The 22,971-nt window shown below is 52.7% G+C and carries 14 protein-coding genes and 1 pseudogene; 9 read left to right on the top strand and 6 right to left on the bottom strand.

All coding sequences use genetic code 11. The features are described from left to right. Positions 1 to 248: 248 nt before the first annotated feature. From POG22_RS13815 to POG22_RS13805, 3 genes and pseudogenes are all read right to left on the bottom strand, one after another. On the bottom strand, positions 249 to 2,423 hold the full coding sequence (locus tag POG22_RS13815) for a COR domain-containing protein (protein ID WP_498905931.1): 2,175 nt from the start codon (positions 2,421 to 2,423) through the stop codon (positions 249 to 251). A gap of 30 nt (positions 2,424 to 2,453) precedes the next feature. Next, positions 2,454 to 3,395, bottom strand: a pseudogene (locus POG22_RS13810) (leucine-rich repeat domain-containing protein); the annotation flags it as partial. An 88-nt stretch (positions 3,396 to 3,483) separates the two neighbouring features. Further along, a complete protein-coding gene (locus POG22_RS13805) occupies positions 3,484 to 5,280 on the bottom strand; it encodes a protein kinase domain-containing protein (RefSeq protein WP_498905884.1) in 1,797 nt (598 codons plus the stop codon). Between the two features lie 133 nt (positions 5,281 to 5,413). On the opposite strand from POG22_RS13805, the gene POG22_RS13800 reads away from it, so the two are divergent. The 5 genes from POG22_RS13800 to POG22_RS13780 all read left to right on the top strand — a co-directional run bounded on the left by POG22_RS13800 (position 5,414) and on the right by POG22_RS13780 (position 10,965). Further along, complete coding sequence (locus POG22_RS13800; RefSeq protein WP_498905882.1) at positions 5,414 to 5,689, top strand: DUF6464 family protein; 276 nt, start codon at positions 5,414 to 5,416, stop codon at positions 5,687 to 5,689. Positions 5,690 to 5,901: 212 nt separating this feature from the next. Beyond that, positions 5,902 to 6,516 (top strand): Crp/Fnr family transcriptional regulator, encoded by a 615-nt coding sequence (locus POG22_RS13795; protein ID WP_498905880.1) that lies wholly within the window; start codon positions 5,902 to 5,904, stop codon positions 6,514 to 6,516. Positions 6,517 to 6,843: 327 nt separating this feature from the next. After that, on the top strand, positions 6,844 to 7,446 hold the full coding sequence (locus POG22_RS13790; RefSeq protein WP_498905878.1) for a Uma2 family endonuclease: 603 nt from the start codon (positions 6,844 to 6,846) through the stop codon (positions 7,444 to 7,446). A 706-nt stretch (positions 7,447 to 8,152) separates the two neighbouring features. Further along, positions 8,153 to 10,210 carry a copper-translocating P-type ATPase gene (locus POG22_RS13785; RefSeq protein WP_498905876.1) on the top strand — a complete coding sequence of 686 codons (2,058 nt, stop codon included), beginning with the start codon at positions 8,153 to 8,155 and terminating at the stop codon, positions 10,208 to 10,210. Positions 10,211 to 10,569: 359 nt separating this feature from the next. Next, on the top strand, positions 10,570 to 10,965 hold the full coding sequence (locus tag POG22_RS13780) for a hypothetical protein (RefSeq protein WP_144053645.1): 396 nt from the start codon (positions 10,570 to 10,572) through the stop codon (positions 10,963 to 10,965). Positions 10,966 to 11,037: 72 nt separating this feature from the next. Here POG22_RS13780 and POG22_RS13775 read toward each other — a convergent pair whose 3' ends face one another. Together POG22_RS13775 and POG22_RS13770 are read right to left on the bottom strand one after the other, a co-directional pair. After that, positions 11,038 to 12,840, bottom strand: a complete 1,803-nt coding sequence (locus POG22_RS13775) for an ArnT family glycosyltransferase (protein ID WP_498905874.1) — start codon at positions 12,838 to 12,840, stop codon at positions 11,038 to 11,040. Between the two features lie 220 nt (positions 12,841 to 13,060). Continuing rightward, on the bottom strand, positions 13,061 to 14,527 hold the full coding sequence (locus tag POG22_RS13770; protein ID WP_498905872.1) for a M17 family metallopeptidase: 1,467 nt from the start codon (positions 14,525 to 14,527) through the stop codon (positions 13,061 to 13,063). A 72-nt stretch (positions 14,528 to 14,599) separates the two neighbouring features. Between POG22_RS13770 and POG22_RS13765 the strand changes: the two genes are divergently transcribed. Next, positions 14,600 to 14,734, top strand: coding sequence for a hypothetical protein (locus POG22_RS13765; RefSeq protein WP_498905870.1), 135 nt, complete (start codon positions 14,600 to 14,602; stop codon positions 14,732 to 14,734). A gap of 124 nt (positions 14,735 to 14,858) precedes the next feature. Here the strand turns inward: POG22_RS13765 and POG22_RS13760 are convergent, their stop codons facing one another. Next, entirely contained in the window at positions 14,859 to 15,449 is a 591-nt protein-coding gene (locus POG22_RS13760; RefSeq protein ID WP_498905868.1) for a COP23 domain-containing protein, read from the bottom strand. Positions 15,450 to 15,591: 142 nt separating this feature from the next. Here POG22_RS13760 and POG22_RS13755 point away from each other — a divergent pair, with 142 nt between their 5' ends. The 3 genes from POG22_RS13755 (at position 15,592) to POG22_RS13745 (ending at position 22,661) form a co-directional block, all read left to right on the top strand. Next, positions 15,592 to 16,053, top strand: a complete 462-nt coding sequence (locus POG22_RS13755; RefSeq protein WP_498905930.1) for an ATP-dependent zinc protease family protein — start codon at positions 15,592 to 15,594, stop codon at positions 16,051 to 16,053. A 62-nt stretch (positions 16,054 to 16,115) separates the two neighbouring features. Continuing rightward, positions 16,116 to 17,021, top strand: coding sequence for a RimK family alpha-L-glutamate ligase (gene rimK / locus POG22_RS13750; RefSeq protein ID WP_498905866.1), 906 nt, complete (start codon positions 16,116 to 16,118; stop codon positions 17,019 to 17,021). An 870-nt stretch (positions 17,022 to 17,891) separates the two neighbouring features. Further along, positions 17,892 to 22,661 carry a PAS domain-containing protein gene (locus POG22_RS13745; RefSeq protein ID WP_498905864.1) on the top strand — a complete coding sequence of 1,590 codons (4,770 nt, stop codon included), beginning with the start codon at positions 17,892 to 17,894 and terminating at the stop codon, positions 22,659 to 22,661. Positions 22,662 to 22,971 lie beyond the last annotated feature (310 nt).

Below are 22,971 nucleotides of genomic sequence, written 5' to 3'. Positions count from 1 at the left end.
GCGCCTCGACTGAGCGCTCGCCGAACGTCCTTCGGCACCTCCCCTTACCAAGGGGAGGATGGGTGGGGTTGCGATCGCAAAAGTGAGATGCACCTGGGAGACGGGCGACGTGTCGAAAACGGCTCCAGACCAACCTGAAATGACGGATGCGGGCGCGACTTGTCCCTCGGGTTCCTCACAAATGTAGAAGTTCGACCTAGATTCTGCGATCGAACCCCGGTTTCGCCACAGCGATCGGGGTTCTGTCGTCAGGATTGCGGTTCCATGTAATAGGGTCGGCGACGTTCGGGATCGATAACCAGATTTACCTGTTTGTCAATGGGTTTGAAGCCGTCTTTACGCAGTTCGATTTCGATATCTTCGCTCTGGGGAACCGTCAGCTTGACGAAGCCATCGGAGTTCGTGCGATCGCCAATTGCCCCACCCGGCGCGAGAAACCGCACGTCCACCCCCGGTAGCGGCTCGTTTTCCTCAGCGGTGTAGACGTAGATTTCCAGGTCAATGTCTGGGGCAGTTTCAGGTTGTGCGGTGTCCGCAGTCTCGGTGAAAGGGGTTTCCGCGTTATCCGACGGGTTCAACCAAGACGGAACCGTGATGACACCCGCAGCCACCAAGGCGAGGACAGCCACAGCACCCCATTTCGCACTAGGCGGGAGATTGTTGAAAGATTCCATGAGAGTAGGCTTTGGTTCGGGAGATTGCGAGGGTTCGGGAGACATAGCAGGTTGAACTGGCGTGGGTTGAGGGGTAAAGATTGGGGAAGTGCGAAGCGGTTGCAGGGACGGCTCGCGCAGCCGATAACCGCCCATCTCCGCCTCGGCAAACTCACCCCGTAAAAAGGCTTTCTCGTCCGGTATAACCTCTCGCACCATCACATCGTCAATCAACTGACGCACCGATACATCGCGATACGGGGGTTTACCGCATTCAACGTTGAGTTTATTGTGGGCGAGGCGCTCTTTCAGTTCCTCAAACTTGTAGAAATAGGGCGTTTGCGTGTTTCTGCACCGGTCGCAGTTGCAGGGAATCAGCTTGTCATACTTGAGATGGTGGAAGCTGCCGTGAATTTTATCGAGTTCGTGGAGGACGACGGTGAGTAAATCCCGGCGATTGCGCCCCACCACCCGGATTTTCAGTTCCCGCTGTTCGTAAAACTCCACCACTTCCGCCCACGCCCCGTCTTTTTCCAAGACGACCCCCGTGCGCCACACCACTTGTTCGTTCTGGCTGTCGTTGGCGATGTCGGGGTGAAATGCCACGATAAACCGCGTCAGAATGCCCTTGGGCATAAAGTCGTACTTGTAGCGAAGGATGAGATTTGCAGTTTCGTCCCAATCGTAGTTTGGCTGGTTGGCAGACAGCAGTTGCGTGGCGATGAAGTGCTTTGGTTGGTTAGGCAGTTCGTAACAGAGTTGGAACCTCATCATCAGTTGCAGCAGTTCGCCCTGCAACCCCTCGTAAGAGTCGTCCGACCAAATCTGTGCCAGGTCGTCGCGACTGAAGCAGCCCAGATTTTGGGTGACGGTAGGATTGTCGAGAACTTTGTAAACTGCATCCGTCGCCCAGGTGGGTTTGAGGATGACCGTCTTCTCTAACAGCGGGTCGTCTTGGAAATGGAGACAGACGCCGAGATCGTGGAGATAGCCGCTAAGCTGAAGTTTATCTTTGCGACGGGTGAAGCCGTTCTCTTCACAGAGTTGCAGGTACGCCTCCAGCGACATCGTGTTGCGGGGATTCTCTTCCAGGGCTTTGCGAACGCGCACCCAGGTTGCGGGGAGTTCGTCGCCGACGTGGGGCAGGTGACTGATGTAGTGGCGAATCTGGGTCAGGATATCCTCTAGACCGCGATTGCTGGCGAGGTTGGTGGGGAGCGTCGCCTTGAGTTGCAGGAACCGTCCCCGGAGTTGTCCCTCGTTGATATCCCGCTTTCGGTTTCCCTTCTCGTTCAGCACCAGCAGCACGGGACTTTTTCCCGCTAACAGTTCGACGATGCTGAGCCAGTAATAGAGATTGTCGTTCTCTTTGCGGTTGTCGGCAACGATGGCGTAGAGGGAGCGCTTGGTCAGGAAAAATTGGTGTGTGGCGTGGTAGATTTCCTGTCCGCCGAAGTCCCAGATGTTGACGCGAAACGGCGTTCCGTCAGGACAGTCGAACTGCCAGTGCAACACGTCAATGCCTTCTGTCGACGCTTCGTCCGCGAGTTGATAATTTGCATCTTTAATTTTTTGAGCCAGCGTCGTCTTTCCCGCACCTGCTTCACCCACAATCAGCAGCTTGGCTTCGTAGAGCTTTTCGGTTCCCACTTCCCGAAGCTGACGGTAGTAGTCGCGGATGGCTTCGATGCCCCGTTCGCAAACTTCGTAGGGTGGGGTCTGGAGAGGATTGTCTTTATCCTGAATGGAGCCAGTACTTATCCTTGTCATTCGCCAGAATACTTGCTCGTTCCCTACAGCACATAGTTTAGAGAGGTTGGGCAGGCGCAAAAGATGCTCGGGTATCTCCGTTAGCTGATTTCCCGAAAGATACAGCACAGTGAGCTTATGCAAGCGTGAAAGATGCGCTGGGATTTCGGTTAAATAATTTCCAGAGAGATATAACTCTGATAGGTTTTTCAGTTGGGAGAGATGCTCTGGTATCTCCGTTAACTGGTTTTCTGAGAAATATAACTTTGATAAGTTTTGTAGTTGGGAGAGATGCTCTGGTATCTCTGTTAGCTGATTTTCCGATAAATCCAGCTCAGTGAGGTTTGGCAGTCGGGAGAGATGCTCCGGGATCTCCGTTAGCTGATTCCCCCATAAAGACAGCGTGGTGAGGTTTGGCAGTCGGGAGAGATGCTCCGGGATCTCCGTTAGCTGATTTTCCGATAAATCCAGCATAGTGAGGTTGTGCAGTCGGGAGAGATGCTCCGGGATCTCCGTTAGCTGATTTCGCCATAAATACAGCTCGGTGAGGTTGTGCAGTCGGGAGAGATGCTCCGGGATCTCCGTTAGCTGATTCCCCGATAAATACAGCTCGGTGAGGTTTGGCAGTCGGGAGAGGTGCTCCGGTATCTCTGTTAGCTGATTCCACGACAAATGCAGCTCGGTGAGGTTTGGCAGTCGGGAGAGGTGCTCCGGTATCTCTGTTAGCCGATTCCTCGATAAATGCAGCTCAGTGAGGTTGTGCAGTCGCGAGAGATGCTCCGGGATCTCCGTGAGCTGATTCTCCCATAAATACAGCTCAGCGAGGTTTTGCAGTTCGGCGATCTCAATGGGGACTTGCCACAAGCCTAGCTTACTCAAATCAAGCTTTGTAGCGCCTTCAGCCTTCGCTTGCCGAATTCTTTCGAGTGCCGATGTCTGATGAGTTGCCGATCGCTCCCGATCTCCTGGTTGTTGGCTCCCGCTTTGTGCCATCGTCACCCCTGCCTGCACTCACGTCCATTCTAAATACCCTCATCGTCCTCCCGATCTCCGCCACAAACTTGACTTCAGGGAACTTCAGTTAAAATTTAATCGCGTCGTCGTAAACCCAGCGATCGTTATAGCGATCCCAAATCCAAGTAATTCGCAACGCATCCGCCCCCGTCTCGCCAGATTTCATAAAATATTTCAACCGCACGTCGACTCGAGCTGTTTCTTCCCCCACTTCGACCAATCGCAACTCTTCAACGCGCACGGCGTTCACCGTATCCCACCAGTTTTGATAATCGCGAAATCCTTTGGGATGTAAACCCTCGTCCTGTTGCAGCTCTCGCGATAAGGTATTCCACGCCACGATCAGATCGTTGGCGTTAATCGCGGCATAATAGTCTCGTGCCGCATCGATGGGAGACGGGCGATCGCTCGGAACTTGAGGCGTTTCTTGGGGCGTTTCGACCACCACCACCTCACTAGCGGCGATGCGTTCGTCAGCAGTGTTCGGATTCGTACTGGCGAAGGCGCAATAGGAATCTGGGTAGTCGCGTCCGTACGCTTGCAACTGTTCGACGCAGGCGTCGCGAGTCTCGAAGCGATCGACGTAAACCTGTTGGTAAGGTTTGTTGGATAAATTTGGATAATCGGGAAGCCAAAACGACCCGGCGGTGTTGTAGCCTGTGTCGCGTAAAGCACTCAGGCGTTTGTCTGCATTATCGCGATCGGCGTAGGCCGAATCGGCCAGAAAATAAAACCCGCGTTCCTCGGGAATCGGCGTCGCCTCGACGGTTGGTGTCGGTGTCGCCTCGACCGTCGGCGTCGGTGTGGGAACGACCGTAACGTCCGATCGCTGCGACTGTCGTACCGCCATCGTTGCAATAACCGATCCGCCGACAATTCCCCCGACGATCGCACCGAAGAGTAATTTCGTCGCGTTGGAGGATTTCGCCGGAGGATCGGGAACGGCGGTCGTCGCCGCAACCGTTGACGGAGCGGTCGATCGCTCCCCTCTGGGGACTACCGCGACCGTGGCTTCTGTAGACGGCGGCGGAGGCGTTTGTAAGACTGTTTCGGGAGATTGCAACGCGGCCGACATTTCTCGTACTGTCGCAAAGCGATCGCGCGGGTGGGGTTCGATGGCCTTGTCGAGAACCCGTTTCAACCCGTCCTCGACCCTTACGTCCTCGAACCACAGCAGTTTCCCCGTGCGCGGATCGCTGGGAATTTCTTGCGGGTATTTTCCCGTGAGGGCGAAAATCGCCGTCAATCCCAGACTGTAGAGGTCGCTCGAATACATCGGTCGTCCCACCGCCTGCTCCCCGGACATAAATCCTGGCGTTCCGATAACAATGCTGCTGGTGGGGTGTCCCGAGGAACTCACCACCGTTCCCATGGTTTCCCGCACCGCCCCGAAATCGATAGGAACCGGGAGTCCGTCGCGATCGCGCACGATAATGTTATCGGGTTTGATATCGCGGTGGACGATGCCTCGACTGTGAACGAATTCGAGAACGGGTAACAAGTCGCTCAACAATCGACGCACTTCCGTATCGGAGAGTTTACCGCGCGATCGCACCCGTTCGGTGAGCGTTTGCCCTTCAATCCACTCCTGAACCAAATAAAATTGGTCGCCTTCGGTAAAGTAAGCGTACAGCGTGGGGATTTGTGGGTGCGCTTCTCCGAGAGATTCCAACGTGGCGGCTTCCCGCGCAAACCGTTCTCGTACCAGTTGGGTGGTTTTGGCGTCCGTCGTCCTGGGTTTGAGTTGTTTGAGAACGCAACGGCGACTTGAAGGCATATGGGTGTCTTCAACGAGAAACGTTTCGCCAAAACCACCCCGTCCGATCGAGTGGAGAATGCGGTATCGCTGGTTTACGAGGGTCATGGTATTAGGGGAGGAAAACGACCGTCCGGCTTCAATTGTACGAAACTGCCGACCCTCGGCGCGATCGCCACAGGACAGTCGCTTTTTTGCGATCTCGTTACAATGAAGTCGAGTCGTTCGGCACTTCCTGACGATGTGGCTAGAAGTTCTCGTAGTTCTCGGTTTGGGCTTAACGCCGCCGGTTTTGTCACTGTGGTACGCTCGCAAAGCCCAGCGCGAGTTTCACGATCGCTCGACATCCGCTCGAGAAACTGTTCGTTCCCGTCGAGTCGTTCCTCCCGTCGAACCCGTTCGTCTCGAAATTCTCGGCGATCGATCCTGTCGCTACAACGCGCGATCGCCCTATATTCGTTGTGCGGTCAATCCTGAAGGGCCCTGTCAAGGATGCCGTCATTACGAAAAACAGTGAACGGGGAAGAGGGAATGGGGGAGCCGTGGAGAAACTGTTATTTGTTAACTGTTTTCACTGGTGACTGGTGACTGGTGACTGGTGACTGTCTTCACCTCCTAACCATGGCTTAACGTTGAGTCGTTACGGTTGAGGTGCAAGCTGTCCCGTCATGATATGTCTTGCATGGCGGAACGGCCCGAACTCGCGAACCTCACACCCTAACGACAACCATGCAATCTACGATCGCCCTTCACCGCCCCTGTCGTTTCGTCGAACGCGGTGGTGCAATTCCCCTCTCTGGAGCAGGGGTGTGGCAAGTGTGCCAAGGCTGGGTACAACTGAGTACGTGGGTCGCCATGGGCGAAGAACGGGTTCTCGGTTGGGTCGGCCCTTCAATGTGGTTTGGTTCTGGCTTGACGACTCGCGCTCACCATCAAGCTCGCGCTCTCTCTGATGTCATGGTCGTTTGGTACGCTCAACCGGAAATCGAAAATACGCCCGAACTCGGTTTAAAACTGCTGCAACAAAAGGCGCGGCGACTCTGTCAGTTGGAAGAATTACTCGCGATCGCTTCTCAGCGACGCGCCCTCGATCGCCTTTCTAATCTATTTCGCTTGTTAATCTTTGAAATGGGACAATTGACTGCTGAAGGGGTACGTTTGGAAGCGCGACTGACCCATCAAGAAATTGCCAGCGCGATCGGTACTAACCGCGTTACGGTCACGCGAATGTTAGGAGAACTCAAACGTCAAGGTATCGTCGTCCTCGACGGACACAAACACTGGATTGTCAAAAAACCAGAGTTTTTCGAGCAAAATAGCGCTCTATCTTATATGCGAGCGTAATTATAGGTGGCAGATGACGTGTCGATTTCACAATTTCAATAATAAAACCCGATCGCTTAACTGGATCGGGTTTTTATTGATATCGGGACTTACGCATCTACACCATTTGTAGGGTGGGCAATGCCCACCGACCTCTTCATTTAGTGTGACTTCGGTCGAACTGCGTAAGTTCTAGAAATTATTTAAACAAAAAAAATATATATTTAATCAAATGTTTTTAAAGGTTTCGCCGATTCAAAAATGAAATGTTTTTGCAAAACTGAGATGCACCCAACGGATCGGTGTTCGTACTCGATCGCCCCTTAAACTAACCTCTCCAACTCCGCGATGATTGCTCAACCCGATCGCATCCACCTCACTCCTGAAGAATACCTCGCCGCCGAACGCGACTCCCCCATCAAACATGAATATCACGATGGCGAAGTTCGCGCTATGGCGGAAGCCAGCGACGAACACGTTACCATCGCCGCCAATCTCACCGCCTTAATTCTCCCCGTTGCACGTCAACGCGGATCTCGAACCTATACCTCGGATATGAAAGTGCGTGTCGAAACGCAAAATCGGTTTTACTACCCCGATTTACTCGTCACCTGCGACTCGCGCGATCGCGATACCCGCTACTACAAACAACACCCCAAACTCATCGTCGAAATTCTCTCGGAAAGTACCGAAGCCTTCGACAGAGGCGACAAATTTCAACACTATCGCCAACTCGAAAGCCTCGAAGAATATGTTCTCGTCAGTCAAACCCATCCCGCTGTCGATGTCTTTCGTCGCACGGGCGATCGCACTTGGGAATTCCAACCCTATATTGTAGGTGAAACCGTCCGCTTTGTCAGTCTCGAACTCGAGTGTGCGATCGCCGCGATTTACGAAGATGTAACCTTCGCACCCCCAGCAACAGAAGACTCGACAGAAGATGCAGATTGACACTCCCCAGCCTTCGAGTGTCAATTCATGGCTATTTCATATTTATATCGAACTCTAAGAGAGGGCGTTCTTCCGAACTGATAGTTCGAGAACTCGTCAAATCGGTTCTCTGAGTCTAAAAATTAGATAATTTTTGTAAAAATGGCTTAAAAATTGCGGCTTTTATTGCTACAGGTTATCGCGATTTTTCCTTCCATACACTGGGTTTGGGGGTGCATCTCAAAAATGTAAATTTATCAGATCGGAGTCTCTACAGTGAATTGAGCTGTTATTGGGTGAAGCGATCGCTCCACCTATGGACGGCAGCGTTGCCGAAGTCCAACCGACCCCAGACTTATATTTTTACAAAAGTGAGATGTACCCACGATCGAGGGTTTAGAGAACCTAGCATAATTCGTTTCACTCGAAACCCGGTCGATCGATACAGGTTTTCAATTTTTCTGCGATCGCTCGTTTGAGTTTGATGCGATCGCGTGCCATGTCAGCTAAAAATTTACTCCAAAAGTATGAAGTTCGAGCGCAATTTAAATATTATATTGAACGTACAGGAACTATCAAAATGAATTCAAATTAAGTAAAATTAATTACAAAAAAATAATTTATAATTTATAATTTATAATTTATAATTTATAATTTATAATTTATAGAAATTATTTGATTTTTTTGATTTGAGTTTATTCTAAAACAAAACGTTTTGGAGAACGGTATGAATCATCATCAAACCTCTAACAAAGACGATCGCAAACAGCAGAACCACCAACATCAACACCATAACGGACATAACCATAACGGAAAGAGTGGCGGGCATAGCGGTCACGGAAATCACAGCCCGGAGATGTTTAAAAACCGATTTTTCATCTCCTTAATTCTGACCCTACCCGTTCTCTACTTTTCACCACAATTACAAAGCTGGTTGAGTTACGAGGCAATTTCGTTTCCCGGTGCCGGTTGGATTAGCCCCATTCTCGGCATTGCGCTCTACTTTTACGGCGGTTGGCCTTTTTTGAAAGGAGCGTGGAACGAATTCCAGAGCCGGATCGGGATGATGACGCTGATTGCCCTGGCGATTAGTGTCGCATTTATCTACAGTTTGGCAGTATCCCTAGGACTCGAGGGCAAACCCTTTTACTGGGAACTGGCGACTCTCATCGACATCATGCTATTGGGTCACTGGGTCGAAATGGCCTCGGTGCAGGGAGCGAGTAAAGCCCTCGAAGAACTCTCTTCGCTCGTACCCAACGAAGCTCACCGGATACGAGATGGCGAGATTGAAGACGTACCCGTTCGCGAAATCGAAACAGACGATCTCATCCTCATTCGTCCTGGCGAACAGATTCCCAACGACGGCGAAGTAGTCGAAGGCAACACTAGCGTCAACGAATCGTTTTTAACCGGAGAGTCCAAACCCGTCACGAAAGAAGTCGGAGACGAAGTCGTGGCCGGATCGGTCAATACAGAAGGTTCGGTCAAGGTTCGAGTCACGCGAGTTGGAGACGATACCGCCATCAGTCAAATTATGCGGTTAGTCGAAGAAGCTCAATCGTCTCGCAGTCGCTACCAGGCTCTAGCGGATAAAGTCGCCTATTGGCTGACGATAATTGCCATTTCCGTCGGAACGCTAACCTTTATCGTTTGGCTGTCCTTAGACGATCTGGTTTTTGCCATCAACCGAGCCGTAACCGTATTAGTCATTACCTGTCCCCACGCGTTGGGTCTCGCCATTCCCCTCGTCATTGCTAACTCAACGGGGCTGGCAGCTCGCAACGGCATTTTAGTCCGCAACCGCGACTCCTTAGAGCGAGCTAAAAATATCGAAATTATGGCGTTTGATAAGACAGGGACGCTGACTCAGGGCAAGTTTGGGGTTCAAAATGTTGCAGTAGACGAAACGGACGAAGATCGAGCTTTGGCGATCGCCGCCGCCTTAGAAAACGCTTCAGAACATCCCCTCGCTCGAGCCATCGTCGAAGCCGCTCGTCAGCGTCAGCTCGATCTTCCCGAAATGGCAGATTTCCAAACGGTGACGGGACAGGGAGTCGAAGGTAAAATCGACGGACAGACCTATCGAGTCGGTCGCCCGGAATGGGTGCAGGAACGAGATCTCTCGCTCTCAGATCGACTCCAACAGGCGTTAGATCGAGCGGACAAGCGGGGCGAAAGTGCTGTGGTTCTCATGACTTCCGATCGCCCGATCGCCGTGATTTCAATGGCAGACCAGGTACGAGAACGCGCCCGGATTACGATCGATCGCTTGCACGAGATGAACCTTCAAGCGGTGATGATTACCGGCGATGCGGAGGCGGTCGCTCGGTCGGTGGCTGAAGATTTAGGCATCGATCGCTATTACGCTCGCGTCCTTCCTGAAGACAAGGTCAACCGCATTAAAGAATTGAAACGAGAAGCCCCCACGGGATTTGTCGGAGACGGAATCAACGATGCAGCCGCGTTACTCGAAGCCAATATGGGCTTGGCGATCGGGGCGGGAACCAACGTCGCGATCGAATCGGCCGATTTGGTGTTGGTCGAAGACGATCCGTTAGATGCCGTCAAAGCGTTGAATTTGGCGAAAAAAACCTACGGAAAGATGATTCAAAATCTTTTCTGGGCGACGGGCTATAACGTCATTGCGATTCCCCTTGCGGCTGGAGTCCTTCAACCCTGGGGAATCGTTCTCTCTCCAGCAATGGGAGCGCTGCTGATGAGTCTTTCGACGGTCATCGTGGCGATTAATGCCGTTATGTTACGTCGGGCAAAGTTAGCTTAAAAACTGTTCCGGACGGGTCAGTTTTACGGTACAGCTCAAGTGGATAGCGCGAGTCACAGCAAGCGGTTTGATTTTCCGCTTTACAATCTACAATTCTCGAGTATATCAGTTGAAAATCAGTAACTCTCTCGATAGTTTTTATGAGATTCTGAGTTCTCTTTTCTAAGGTTAGAGTGGGTACATATCAATTTTGTAGAAAGACCCCTCCGCCTTCAGCACCTCCCCTTAGCAAGGGGAGGATGGGTGGGGTTTCAATTGCAAAACTGGGATGCACCCGGGTTAGAGTTTCCTATTCACTCTCATTTCATAATCGATCGGTATCTTGAGAATTGAAACTGTTCGTTGAAGAGAAATACGATATGAACGTATACCCAAAGTATCAAAAATCGATCGCTGCCTTAATGACGTTTGCGACGCTCGGAACTCTCAGCGCGATCGCCAAACCCGTTGTGAGTTCGACAGCGTTCCAAGAGTCCGCGATCGCTCAAAGAGAACCGAATTCAATGATGGAGTCCGGGCAGATGATGGAAGGCGGGCAAATGTCCCATCAAGGGATGCCGATGCAAATGTCAGGAGAAATGCTGGACTTGATGAGTCAAATGCACGAACTGATGTCTACGTTGACCCCAGAACAAATGCAAGAAGTGCGTCCGATGATGATGGAGCATCACAACCGCATGATGGCGGAAATGCAGAGTACGCTCGAACAACTGCGCGACGTTACCGGCCAGACTCGCGACGCCAATTCCAACTAGCGACATAATCCCGAAGGCGAACGATCGGGTTGACTCGATCGCTCGCCCCGAACCGAATCGAGATCGCGCGACTCAATCGATATCGTTATCCTTGTGAGTAAACTTATCGAGGCGATCGTGATAAATCCGAACCAGTCGATAGCGTCGTTCTTTATCCAAGCGATCGAACTGTCCGTCTCGCAAACCCAACTTCCGCAAGCGCTTTTTATCCACGATCGCCAACGTCGACGGAGATTCGGGGTGGTTCTGTACCCGTTCTCGCAAATATTTCCGCCCCAAAGACGGCCGAGATAGATACGTGACGGGTTGCTGCGTGTAAAACGCCAGGGACGGTTTTTTAAAGCCAATGGCGATGAGTTCCTCACTCGGAACCCGTTCCGCGTTGACCGTCTCGGCTAAATCCCGTAACGGCTCTTGACGCAGGCGATCGAGCAACTGAAACGTCGGATGTACCATCACCAGCAAAAACACCGCAAAACTGACGACATGAACCCCCGACATCCAACGGCGGCGATCGCTGACTACCACGCCCTCGATCGCCATCGCGATCGCCACGGCGACCCCCGATCCCACCAAGGTTAACCCCGATTTCCAAATTTCCTCATCGATGTCGTCCACGACGGGATCTTTCCCAATCCAAAAGGGAACCGTGGCGATCGCCACCGCCAACACCAACCAAATCCCAAAACTCAGCCAGTGACTCACCGACAGCCAACCTCGCCGCAACCGAGGACGACCCAAAGTTTCCTCCGCCAGCAGCAACGCCACCAAAATCGCCGCCGCCGGAATCAGGGGTAAAACATAACTCGGAAGTTTCGTCACCGCCGCTGTAAAAAACACGAACACCCCCGCAAACCAAAATAGGGCAAACCCTCCCAACTGTTGAGAGCGAGGGAGATTTCGCCACGCTCGGCGCGGTAGCACCTGCAAACGAGCGATCGCCGCCGGAAGATAGACCGACCAGGGTGCGAACCCCACCAAAACTACCAAAAAATAGAAATACCAAGGGGCGCTGTGATGGTTCACCACCCGCGTAAACCGCTCGAAATTGTGATAGCCAAAGAAACTTTCGATATAGCTTTCTCCGTTGGTCGCCATCACCAAGACGTACCAGGGAACCGCGATCGCTAAAAACAGCAGCATTCCGCGCACCGGGCGCATTTCTCGCAACACCGCTTTCAACTGTCCCGCGTACAGCAAAAACGCCCCCACGATAAAGACCGGGAGGACGAACCCCACCGGGCCTTTCGTCAACACCGCCAAACCCATCAAGGCGAAAAAGGTCAAATACGCCCGAGTTGACGTTTTCCCCTCGCTGGCGTAGCCCCAGAAGAACGCCAACAGCGACGATCCCATACAAGCACACAGCAGCATATCCGAGACGCCCGTGCGTCCCCACACTAGCGTTTGCGGGTTAAAGGCGATCGCCACCGCCGCCAGCGTGGCCGCCCCCCAAGGCATCAACGCCCCCCGTCCCGTCAGTTTCGCGGGGGGAACGAAACGCCAAAGAGTTACGAACGTCACCGCCATCAGTGCGATCGCCGACAACGCCGAGGGGAGCCTCGCCGCCCACTCGTTCGTCCCCAAGGTCAAATATCCCACCGCCATCAGCCAATACACCAACGGCGGCTTATCGAACCGAGGTTCGCCGTTGAAATAGGGGGTAATCCAATCTCCCGTCACCGTCATCTGACGGGCAGCCTCGGCAAACAAGGGTTCCGTTTCGTCGATGAGATTGGTACTGCCGAGTTGGTAGAGAAACGCCAAAATCGCAGCGATCGCCACCACCAACACCGACGTACTCCACACCAACATCGGAAACTTTTCCGGCGAAGTCCACCACAACGAAGTCCGGTTGCGTAAGTTCGAGTTCATAGAAAAGGGAAGAGGGGGAGAGGGGGAGAAGGAGAGAGGGGGAGAAGGGGAGAGGGGGAGATTCGTAGGGTGCCGTGACGCGGCTAGAAAATGTTGCCGCAGTCAGGTCAATGTTGTATTACCGCGTCACGCACCGCCCCCAACCGAAAGGTGAGGAGGTAAGGAGACGAGGAGAGAATTTCACCTCATCCGGTCGTCACATCATCTCCCCATCCGGTCGTCACATCATCGCCCAATTCACCAGAGTTCGCACGCCGAAGCCCGTCGCCCCAGCACTGTCGTAGCCGTTGTCTTTATCTGCCCAAACGGGGGCGGCGATGTCTAAGTGCGCCCAGGGAGTTTTTTCGACGAACTGCTTTAGGAATAAGGCTGCCGTAATCGCGCCTCCCGCACGGCTTCCCGCGTTTTTCATGTCTGCATGGAGGGATTTCATCAACTCGAAATAGGGTTCTTCGAGGGGCATACGCCAGAGTTTTTCACCGGCTAAATCCGAGGCTGCCATCAACCCGTTCGCCACCTCGTCGTCGGGACTCCACAACCCGGCGATGGTATTGCCCAACGCGACTACGCAAGCCCCCGTCAGAGTGGCTAAGTCCACGATCGCATCGACGCCGAGTTTGTCGGCAAACACTAAGGCATCGGCGAGGGTGAGGCGGCCTTCCGCGTCGGTGTTGTTCACTTCAATGGTTTTACCGTTGGACGCGGTGAGGATGTCGCCGGGACGCATGGCGTGACCGCTAATCATGTTTTCCGTGACGGCGGAAATGAAGTGAACTTCTACGTCCGGTTTCAGTTGGGCGATCGCTTTGGCTGCACCGAAGGTCGCCCCGGCTCCGCCCATATCGATTTTCATGGTTTCGATGCCGCTACCCCCGGTTTTCAGGTTGAGGCCGCCCGAGTCGAAGGTCAAACCCTTCCCGACGATCGCCAGTTTTTTACGGGGCGTGCCTTCGGGTTTGTAGGTTAAATGGACGAATTTCGGCGGTAAAGCTGAGGCTTGGGCGACGCCGAGAAACGCCCCCATTCCCAGTTTTTCGCAGTCTTCTTTTTCAAGAATTTCTAACTCTAAGCCATACTCGTTCGCCATAGCCTGGGCGGTTTCGGCCAGGGTAATCGGGTTGACCACGTTAGCCGGGGCGGCCACCAACTCCCGCGCCAATAAAACGCCAGAGCATATTTTAAGCGATTTGTCAACCGCCTCGTCCTGTCCGTCCAGTTCCAGTAAATCGACAGTTTCGACGATCGCACCTTTGTCATCTGTTTCAGATTTGAAGCGCGTGTCTTGGTGAAGTGCCAACTCGAACCCTTCGACGAGGGATCGAACCGTCGAAGCGGGGTCGTTATTCCACTGCGGCACGCTGACGCCGAGGGTTTTACATTTTTCCTGTTTCGCCAAACGTCCCATCATCGCCGCGCACCGCCGCCAATCGTCGAGATGGTCGGCTTTACCCAGTCCCACCAAAATCACTTTACGGACAGTACTGCCCCCACCAACGCGAGTGACGGCACTGTTATCTCGTTTGCCGTCAAATTCCGTTTCTTCAATGAGTTCTTTGAGGGTTCCAGCCAGTTTTTCGTCCAGTTGCGCCAATTCGCCGGTTAATTCCACGGCATTTTCGGGCAATCCGATCGCTAAAGCGTCACCCGACCAATCTAACAGTGCCGTTGCGATCGCGTTGAATTTCATAAAACAGTCTCACTTCTACGACGTTGCAATATTTTATGTTAAATGGTTTTCGGCTCGGGAATAATCGATCCGTTGACGGGGAACAGTGTTCCAGTCACCAGTCACCAGTCACCAGTCACCAGTGAAGACGGGGAACGGGGAACCGGGAACTGGGAACGGGGAACCGGGAACTGGGAACCGGGAACTGGGAACCGGGAAGAATCGTAGTGTGACGCGGCCGGAAAATGTTGGCCGTTGTCAGGTCAATGGTACGTTACCGCGTCACGCACCGCCCCCAACCGGAAGATGAGGATATAAGGAGAGAATTTCCCATCATCCCATCATCCTAGCTCTACCTCGGACAGACGCAGAACCCGCAGTAACATTGACAGGAAAGCGGCGTCTCGGGGTCGCGATCGAGATATTGGTTCACGTCCACGTAAACGGCCTCGTCGATGTCGCATTGAGATTGAGGTGGGATGAAGTCTAACTCGAACAGTTGGGACATAACCGTTTGAGCGTTGCGTCCCATTTGGCCGATGACGACGACGCGATTGATACGATTGCACCCAGACCGGCGATCGCTCACCGAACAAATTGCCAGTTGACCGTCAACGCGACCTAGGGTTAAATAATCGAGCGTGCCGCGACGAGCGGCGAGTTCTAATTGCTCTGCGGCCTCTCGACATTCGCGAAATCCCGTAATATCTAAGGTAACGTCTGGAGTGACGCCCGCTGCCGTTGCCCGATCGCGCTCCCATCGGACTAGCGGTAACACACCTCGCTCGGTGACCGCTTCTAGGATCGGTACGCCATCGCTGGCATCGCAGACAAACTGAAGGGCCTCGGCCGCTTCAGCAGACTGACTGAACACAGGACGGGGCGTAGCGGTGACGAGTGCGGCGATCGTTGCGAAGACGAAGCCGAGAGCTGTCGTTCTCATGCGAGAGCGCGTTAAGATCTTAGGGCGGCCTGTTATTCAAGACCGTAGGAGATCGAAAAAGTGCCGATCGAGCCATTGGAACCCACGCCAGGAATTGGGAGAAACAGGGAGTTGGCATCAGGTGACAGTACCAAACGAAACGATGGGTTGGCGGGAGTGGGTCGCACTGCCAGAGTTCGGGATTCCTGCCATTAAAGCGAAAATCGATACGGGGGCGCGATCGTCGGCACTTCATGCTTTCGATATCGAACCGTTTACAGAAAACGGAACGCAAAAAGTCCGTTTTCAAGTCCATCCCATTCAACGGGATACGAAAAGTACGGCGATCGCCTGCGCTGAGGTTTTAGACCGTCGCGAGGTTCGCAACTCTGGAGGGAAGGCAGAATTACGGTATGTCGTCCTAACGTCTGTCGAACTTGCAGGACGACGGTGGGAGATCGAACTGACTCTCACCAACCGCGACGTGATGGGGTTTCGGATGCTGTTAGGACGTCAAGCGGTGCGCGGACGGTTTCTCGTCGATCCGGGTCAGTCCTACCTCCTCAGTCGGGACGAAGAGGCGGCGCATCACGCCCAAGCCCATAAATCCCAAGCCCACGAATAAGGCGAAAAATGCTCGTGCGGAAGCACGAAAACGCATCCAAGGATTATATCGAGTTTTTTTCTATGAAAATTGCGATTTTATCTCAAAATGCCTCCCTGTATTCGACCAAACGCTTAAAAGAAGCTGGAGAGAAACGGGGCCACGACATGAAGGTGGTCGATCATTTGCGGTGCTATATGAATATCACCTCTCATCGCCCGTCGATAATGTATCAGGGTAAACCGTTAGAAAATTTCGAGGCGGTGATTCCTCGTATTGGGGCATCTCATACGTTTTACGGAACGGCGGTGGTGCGACAGTTCGAGATGATGGGGGTGTTTACTGCTAACGAGTCCCAGGCGATTTCGCGATCGCGCGACAAGTTGCGCTGTTTGCAAATTCTCGCCCGCGAAGGCATCGGTTTGCCGGTGACGGGCTTCATTCACTCGACGCAAGATATTGAGGGGGCGATCGGGATTGTCGGAGGTGCGCCGTTGGTGATCAAACTTCTTGAAGGGACACAAGGCATCGGGGTGGTTCTCGCGGAAACCCATCAAGCTGCCAAGTCGGTTATCGAAGCTTTTCGTGGCTTGGACGCTAATATTTTGGTGCAGGAGTTTATTAAGGAAGCGAAGGGAGCCGATTTACGCTGTTTTGTGGTCAACGATAAAGTGATTGCTTCGATGAAACGTCAGGGCGCTCCCGGTGAGTTTCGATCGAACATTCACCGGGGCGGAAAAGCTGAAAAAATCAAACTTACCCCGGAGGAGCGATCGACGGCTGTGCGGGCGGCTAAATCGATGGGCTTAAAAATCGCGGGTGTCGATTTGCTTCGCGCCAATCACGGCCCGGTGGTGATGGAGGTCAATTCGTCTCCGGGGTTGGAAGGGATCGAAGCTGCCACTGGGGTCGATGTTGCTGGGAAAATTATCGAGTTTCTTGAGAAAAAAGCGGGTTCGAGTGCGCCGCGCGATCGCATTCCTTACTAAGTTATAAGGGAATCGAACTCAGGCGATCGAAATGGTAACTAAGCCCTCTCGTTTCTCGATGATGCTGGAGGGCTAATGTTTAGCTTCATTCTTACTGTTGCGATCGCGTTTGTTAGTTTGAATTATTGTCTTCACCACAGAGGCACAGAGGACACAGAGAAGGGCTTGCCATGTTTGATAAAACTACGTTTGAAATTCGGATTCCGTATCGTATCATTTTTTTATAAACTTTGCTATATGGCAATATTAAATAATTCGTGGCAAAATCCCCTATCGGTCAATGGCTGTGTGAGATCCTCAGCATCTTGGGGGTGTCGAGGATCTGAGGAGACCATCCGACCTTTAGTCTGGAGTTTCACTTCTGTTAGTTGCCACAAATGAATTAAAATTGCTATAAATGGTTGTAGGTTGGTTCGATCGAGGAAATCTAATAAAAAGTACCTACACTTACGACTGTTGAGTTGAGGCGAAGAAACTCAACTTATGTGACAAATAAACTTGCGGACTATCTCTAACAAGTTTAACGAAAAATGGTATCAATTCAAATTTTCACGCCGAAGTGTGAAAACGCGATCGTATCAGTTTATCGAAACTTGCAAGAGAGAGCTTTGTTTTGAGATCTTTAGTTCTGGCTTGGCATTTAATCTTGATTTTGTCTGTACGATAGCGGACTTATAGTGTTTTTTTAATGACCAATTCTAAGAATATTTATAAATAAAACGATATCAAAACATAAAAACTTATCAGCTAACCAAACTTTTTTATGTTAAAAAGAGGATAAACCTTACCCACTAATCGGTCGCGTCTTGTTGAGGTTCTCACGACCCAGAACTGGGACGCGAACCGTTCGATCTCGTCCAAAATTTCTTGATGTCTTCTTCCCATTCCCCGCCGTTCGATGCGTCGTCTTCACCTGGAGATCGATTGGCAGTCGTCGGCATCGGGGCTTCTGCCGGAGGACTCAGCGCCCTCGAAGCCTTTTTCAAGAACGTCCCCCCCGATACCGAGCTGGCGTTCGTCGTCGTGCAACACCTGGCGGCTAACTTCGAGAGTGCCTTACCCCTTCTGATTCAAAATCAAACTCAGCTTGCGGTGCGAGTCGTTCGCGACGGATTAGCCATCGAACCGAATACAATCTACGTCATTCCCCCGAGGGCGAGGCTCGTGGCTCGCCAGCGACGGCTTTATCTATTCGAGCCTCAATTCGAAACGTCGGGTCTCGACTTCCCCATCGATCGCTTTTTCGGCAGTTTGGCTAACGATATGGGCGCTCGAGCGATCGGGATCGTTCTTTCGGGAACTGGTAGCGATGGAACCTTGGGCTTACAAGCCATTCGGGAGGCTGGCGGGTTGACCTTTGCCCAATCTCCCGCATCGGCAGAGTTTTCGGGAATGCCCGAAAGTGCGATCGACAGTGGTGTCGTCGATCTGGTGTTGTCTCCCGAAGAACTGGCGCGAACCCTGGTGCGATCGCTCAAGCAAAACGACTCACCTCTACGTTCTTCAACAGAATCCTGGCGCAGCGATCTCTCGGACGATCTCTCGCTGCCCCTCGACGACATTATCGAGTCTCTTTCAGACGACGATAGCCTCGATTTTTCCCACTACAAAACGGGAACGCTCACCCGCCGCATTCAACGTCGACTGTTACTGAGCGATTGCAGCGATATCCGAGAATATCTCGACTATCTCAAGAACTCTCCAACCGAACGCCAGCGACTGCGGCGGGATCTCCTCGTCAGCGTCACCAGTTTCTTTCGCGATGTCGAAACTTGGCAAGTTCTCGAAACGAAGGTGTTACCTCCCTTGCTGGAGCGTCTCACTCGAGGGCAGCAGCTACGGGCTTGGGTAACCGCCTGTGCGACGGGAGAAGAAGCCTATTCGATGGCAATGGTTCTCGACGAGGCGCGACGGCGGGCGAACCGACGCCTGGACGTGAAGATTTTTGCGACGGACATCGACGCGATCGCCCTCGAACGAGCCTCCCTCGGTATTTACCCGGAAACCCTCGCCGATCGCATCTCTCCCGAACGGCTCGATCGCTATTTCACCGTTCGAGACGGTCAGCTTCAAGTTCGCCGGGAACTGCGGGACTTACTGGTTTTTTCTCCCCACAACCTGATTAAAAACGTAGGATTCTCCAGAATGCATGTGGTGAGCTGTCGCAACGTGCTGATTTATATGCAGCCTCACCTGCAACAACAGGTGTTGAGAACCCTGCACTTCTCCTTAGTACACCAGGGTGTTCTCTTTTTAGGAAGTTCTGAAACCCTCGGGAATCTCGATGGGGAATTCGAGAGCCTCGATTCGGCAACGAAACTGTTTCGCAAACGTCGCGACGTGCGCTTGAACCTGTCGCCTCGCAACCTCGAACCCCTGCGGCATCGCGCCCTCCACCGATCCCCTCCCGAAATGAAAACACCTCGGTTCGATCCGATTTTACAAGCGGCGTTTGAAACCCTCGTAGCCGATCGCAATGCGACCTGTTTCGTTGTCGGTAGCGGCGATCGCCTGTTACACGTTTTCGGCGACGGACTCCAACTGTTACAGGTTCCGAAAGGGGCCTTCAAAATCGATACAATGCTTCCTCAAGCGTTGCACTTGCCCCTCAAAGCCGCCTTGCAACGGGCCCGGCGAGAACAGAAAACCGTGCGCTATCGGGGAATTCGCTGGCAACAGGAGGGAGAGACGGTCGTTAACCTCAACCTCAACGCCGCCTATTGTCCGGCAAACTCTCCGGTAGAGGAATGTTTTGCGATTTCGATCTCAGCTGACGGTTCGTCGGAGATCGGACGTCCCAAGGCGTTGGAATTCGAGACGGATGCGGAAGCTGCCCAGCGAGTTTTGGAATTGGAAACCGAGCTTCAAAACATTCGCGAAAACCTGCAACAGACGATCGAAGAACTCGAAGTCAGCAACGAAGAACAACAGGCGACGAACGAAGAACTTTTAGCCTCGAACGAGGAACTGCAAAGTACGAACGAGGAACTTCAGTCGGTTAACGAAGAACTCCACACCCTCAACGCCGAATATCAGTCGAAAATTCGCGAGTTAGCGGCTCTCAACGAAGATACGAATAATTTTATCGACAGTACCCAAATTGGCGTAATTTTCGTCGATCGCACCCTGCGAGTTCGCAAGTTTACCCCCGCCGTGACGAACGCCGTTCCCTTAGTCGAGAGCGATATCGGGCGTCCTCTCCAGCATTTTTCAAACAACCTCGACGTTCCCGATTTACTCGATCGCCTAACTGAAGTGACGGACAACGGCGGTGAATTTTCTCAGGAAGTCTACAACCGCGAAACCCAAAGCTGGTTTTTGCTGCGGGTCAATCCTTTTCGCCGACGAGATGGCAGTTTCGACGGGTTAGTGTTGAGTCTCGTAGATGTAAATCCTCTCAAACACGCGCAGGAGGAAATCGCGAGAAAAAACGCCGAGTTGAGCTATCTCTACAGTACGTTACCTGTGGGGTTGGCTTTGGTCGACGAAAACTTAGTGTTTCTCAAAATTAACGATATCCTGGCGGAGATAAACGGACCTGCGGCTCGAGACCACCTTGGGAAGACGGTTCGCGAGATTTTGCCGGAACTGGCTGAGGAGTTAGAGCAGCTTTACCAACGAGTTCTCGCCACTGGCGAGCCGATTCGCAATCTCGAAGTTGGCGGCATCACTCCAGCCGATCCCCAGCGCCTGCGGACGTGGTTAGTGAGTTATAATCCCCTGGAACTCCCTGACGGAAAGCTTGCGGTCAGTTCGGTGGTGACGGAAATTACCGAACTCAAGGCGGCGCAACAGGCAGTCGAAGACCGCGAAGCGCACTATCGCTTCGTGACGGATAATATTCAAGAGGCGATCTTTCAAACGGACGACCGGGGACGGTTGACGTTTTTGAATGCGGCGTGGACGCGGCTGTTTGGGTTCGCGATCGCGGACAGTTTGGGACAACCGCTCGAGGAGTTTTTGCACCCGGACGATCGCGAACCGTTCGAGGCACTTCGACAGGCGGTTTTCAGCGACGGGGGAGATGAGAGAATTGTTGAAATACGCTTGGTAACGCGATCGCGCGAGATACGCTGGCTCGAGGTGTGGTTGCGGGAACTGCGGGACGGTCAGCGGGGAACGGTGAAACTGTTTGGAACGCTCAACGATATTAGCGATCGCAAGGCGGTCGAACTGGAATTCGAGCGGCTCAACCACGAACTCGAAAACCGAGTTGAAGCTCGCACGCGGGAACTGCAAGCCTCACGAGAAGCGTTGGGGCGACAGGAATCGGAGTTTCGCCGCTTGCTGGCTAACACGCCGGATATTATCAGTCGGTTCGATCGCCAGTTGCGCTATCGCTATACGAACGCCACGATTCCCCCGAGAACGGACGATCCCACGGAACTTGTCGGTCGAACTTTGGCGGAAACGGGAGTTCCGACGGAGTACGCCGACACCTGCGATGCGGCGATGCGCCAGGTTCTCGAGACGGGGGAAGCGGTGAAGGTGGAGGAGTTTTTTCAGCCGTGCGATCGCTGGTATGAGATTCGCGTGATTCCCGAGTTCGACGGGACGTCTGAGGTCGTTACGCTGTTGAAAATCGTTCGGGACGTGACGGCGGCGAAGCGAGCCGAGACCGAACTTCGCAGCAGTGAGGAGAAGTTCCGCCAGCTCACCGAACATATTGAGGAGGTGTTTTATTTAACTGACCTCGAAACTCACGAGGTTCTTTACGTCAGTCCGGCTTACGAGCAAATTTGGGGGATTTCACGAGAGCGACTGTACGATCGCTCGCTGTCGTGGCTCGATCCGATTCATCCGAGCGATCGCGATCGTGTTGCGTCGGCGTGGAAAGTGTTTTTTGAGGGACGAGGGGCGTACAACATCGAATATCGCATCTTGCGCGGGGAGAACGAGATTCGTTGGATACGGGATACGGCGTTTTTGATTCGCGATCGAACCGATCGACCTTATCGAATTGCGGGACTGGCGGAGGACATTACCGAACGCCACAATTACGAAGCGCGAATTCAGGCATCGTTGCAGGAAAAGGAAGTGCTATTGCGGGAGATTCACCATCGGGTCAAAAACAATCTCAACGTGGTTCACAGTTTGCTGGCGATGCAGGCGCGTCAGGTCGGGGATAAACGGATGAAATCGCTGTTGCTCGAAAGTCAAAGTCGCCTGCGGACGATGGCGTTGATTCACGAGCATTTGTATCGGTCGGAATCTCTCTCGAAAATCGATTTTTCAAACTATTTGAGAAGTGCGATCGGGCATTTGTCGGATTTGTTCGAGCTGCATCGACAACCGATCGAGGTTCGTATCGAAGCCGAGGCGATCGAATTGAGTATCGAAACGGCGATTCCCTGCGGTTTAATCGTCAACGAACTCCTCTCGAACGCGATCGAACACGCATTTCCCAACGGAAACGGCGGCGAAATTTGGGTCACGTTGCGGGAACGGGATAACACGACCGTTGAAGTGGCCGTTTGCGACAACGGCGTGGGAATTCCCAAGGAATACTTGCAAGGACGCCCGAAATCGATGGGGTTGAAGCTAGTTAATATTCTGGTCGATCAACTCGATGCTACTTTTGAATGCGAAGTGGCAAACGGGACAAATTGTCGAATTGCGATCGTGCGATCGATGGATTGAACCAGAGCGCGACGCCTCCCCACCTGGCGCTCTCGTTCAAATCCCCGGCATCTCTCCAGATCCCCGGCATCTTGGAGATGCCGGGGATCTCGCCGCAGTCAAACCTCTGTGTTCTCTGTGTCTCTGTGGTGAATCCCCCCAAACCCACATTCCGCACTTCAAATGTAGTATATAAGTAGTATAAAGTGAATCGGAAAGGAATTAGGTATTTCGACTCAGCCAACTGACCCCTTGACTTGAAAATAACATTCAAGAGCCAACTGACTTGACAAAAATAGTAGGATATGCAGAATGACTTCCGGCAAGCTTT

The organism is Geitlerinema sp. CS-897 (genome assembly GCF_028368005.1).
GTDB classification, from domain to species: domain Bacteria; phylum Cyanobacteriota; class Cyanobacteriia; order Cyanobacteriales; family Geitlerinemataceae; genus Baaleninema; species Baaleninema simplex.
This window is presented reverse-complemented; position numbering and strand designations above follow the sequence as displayed.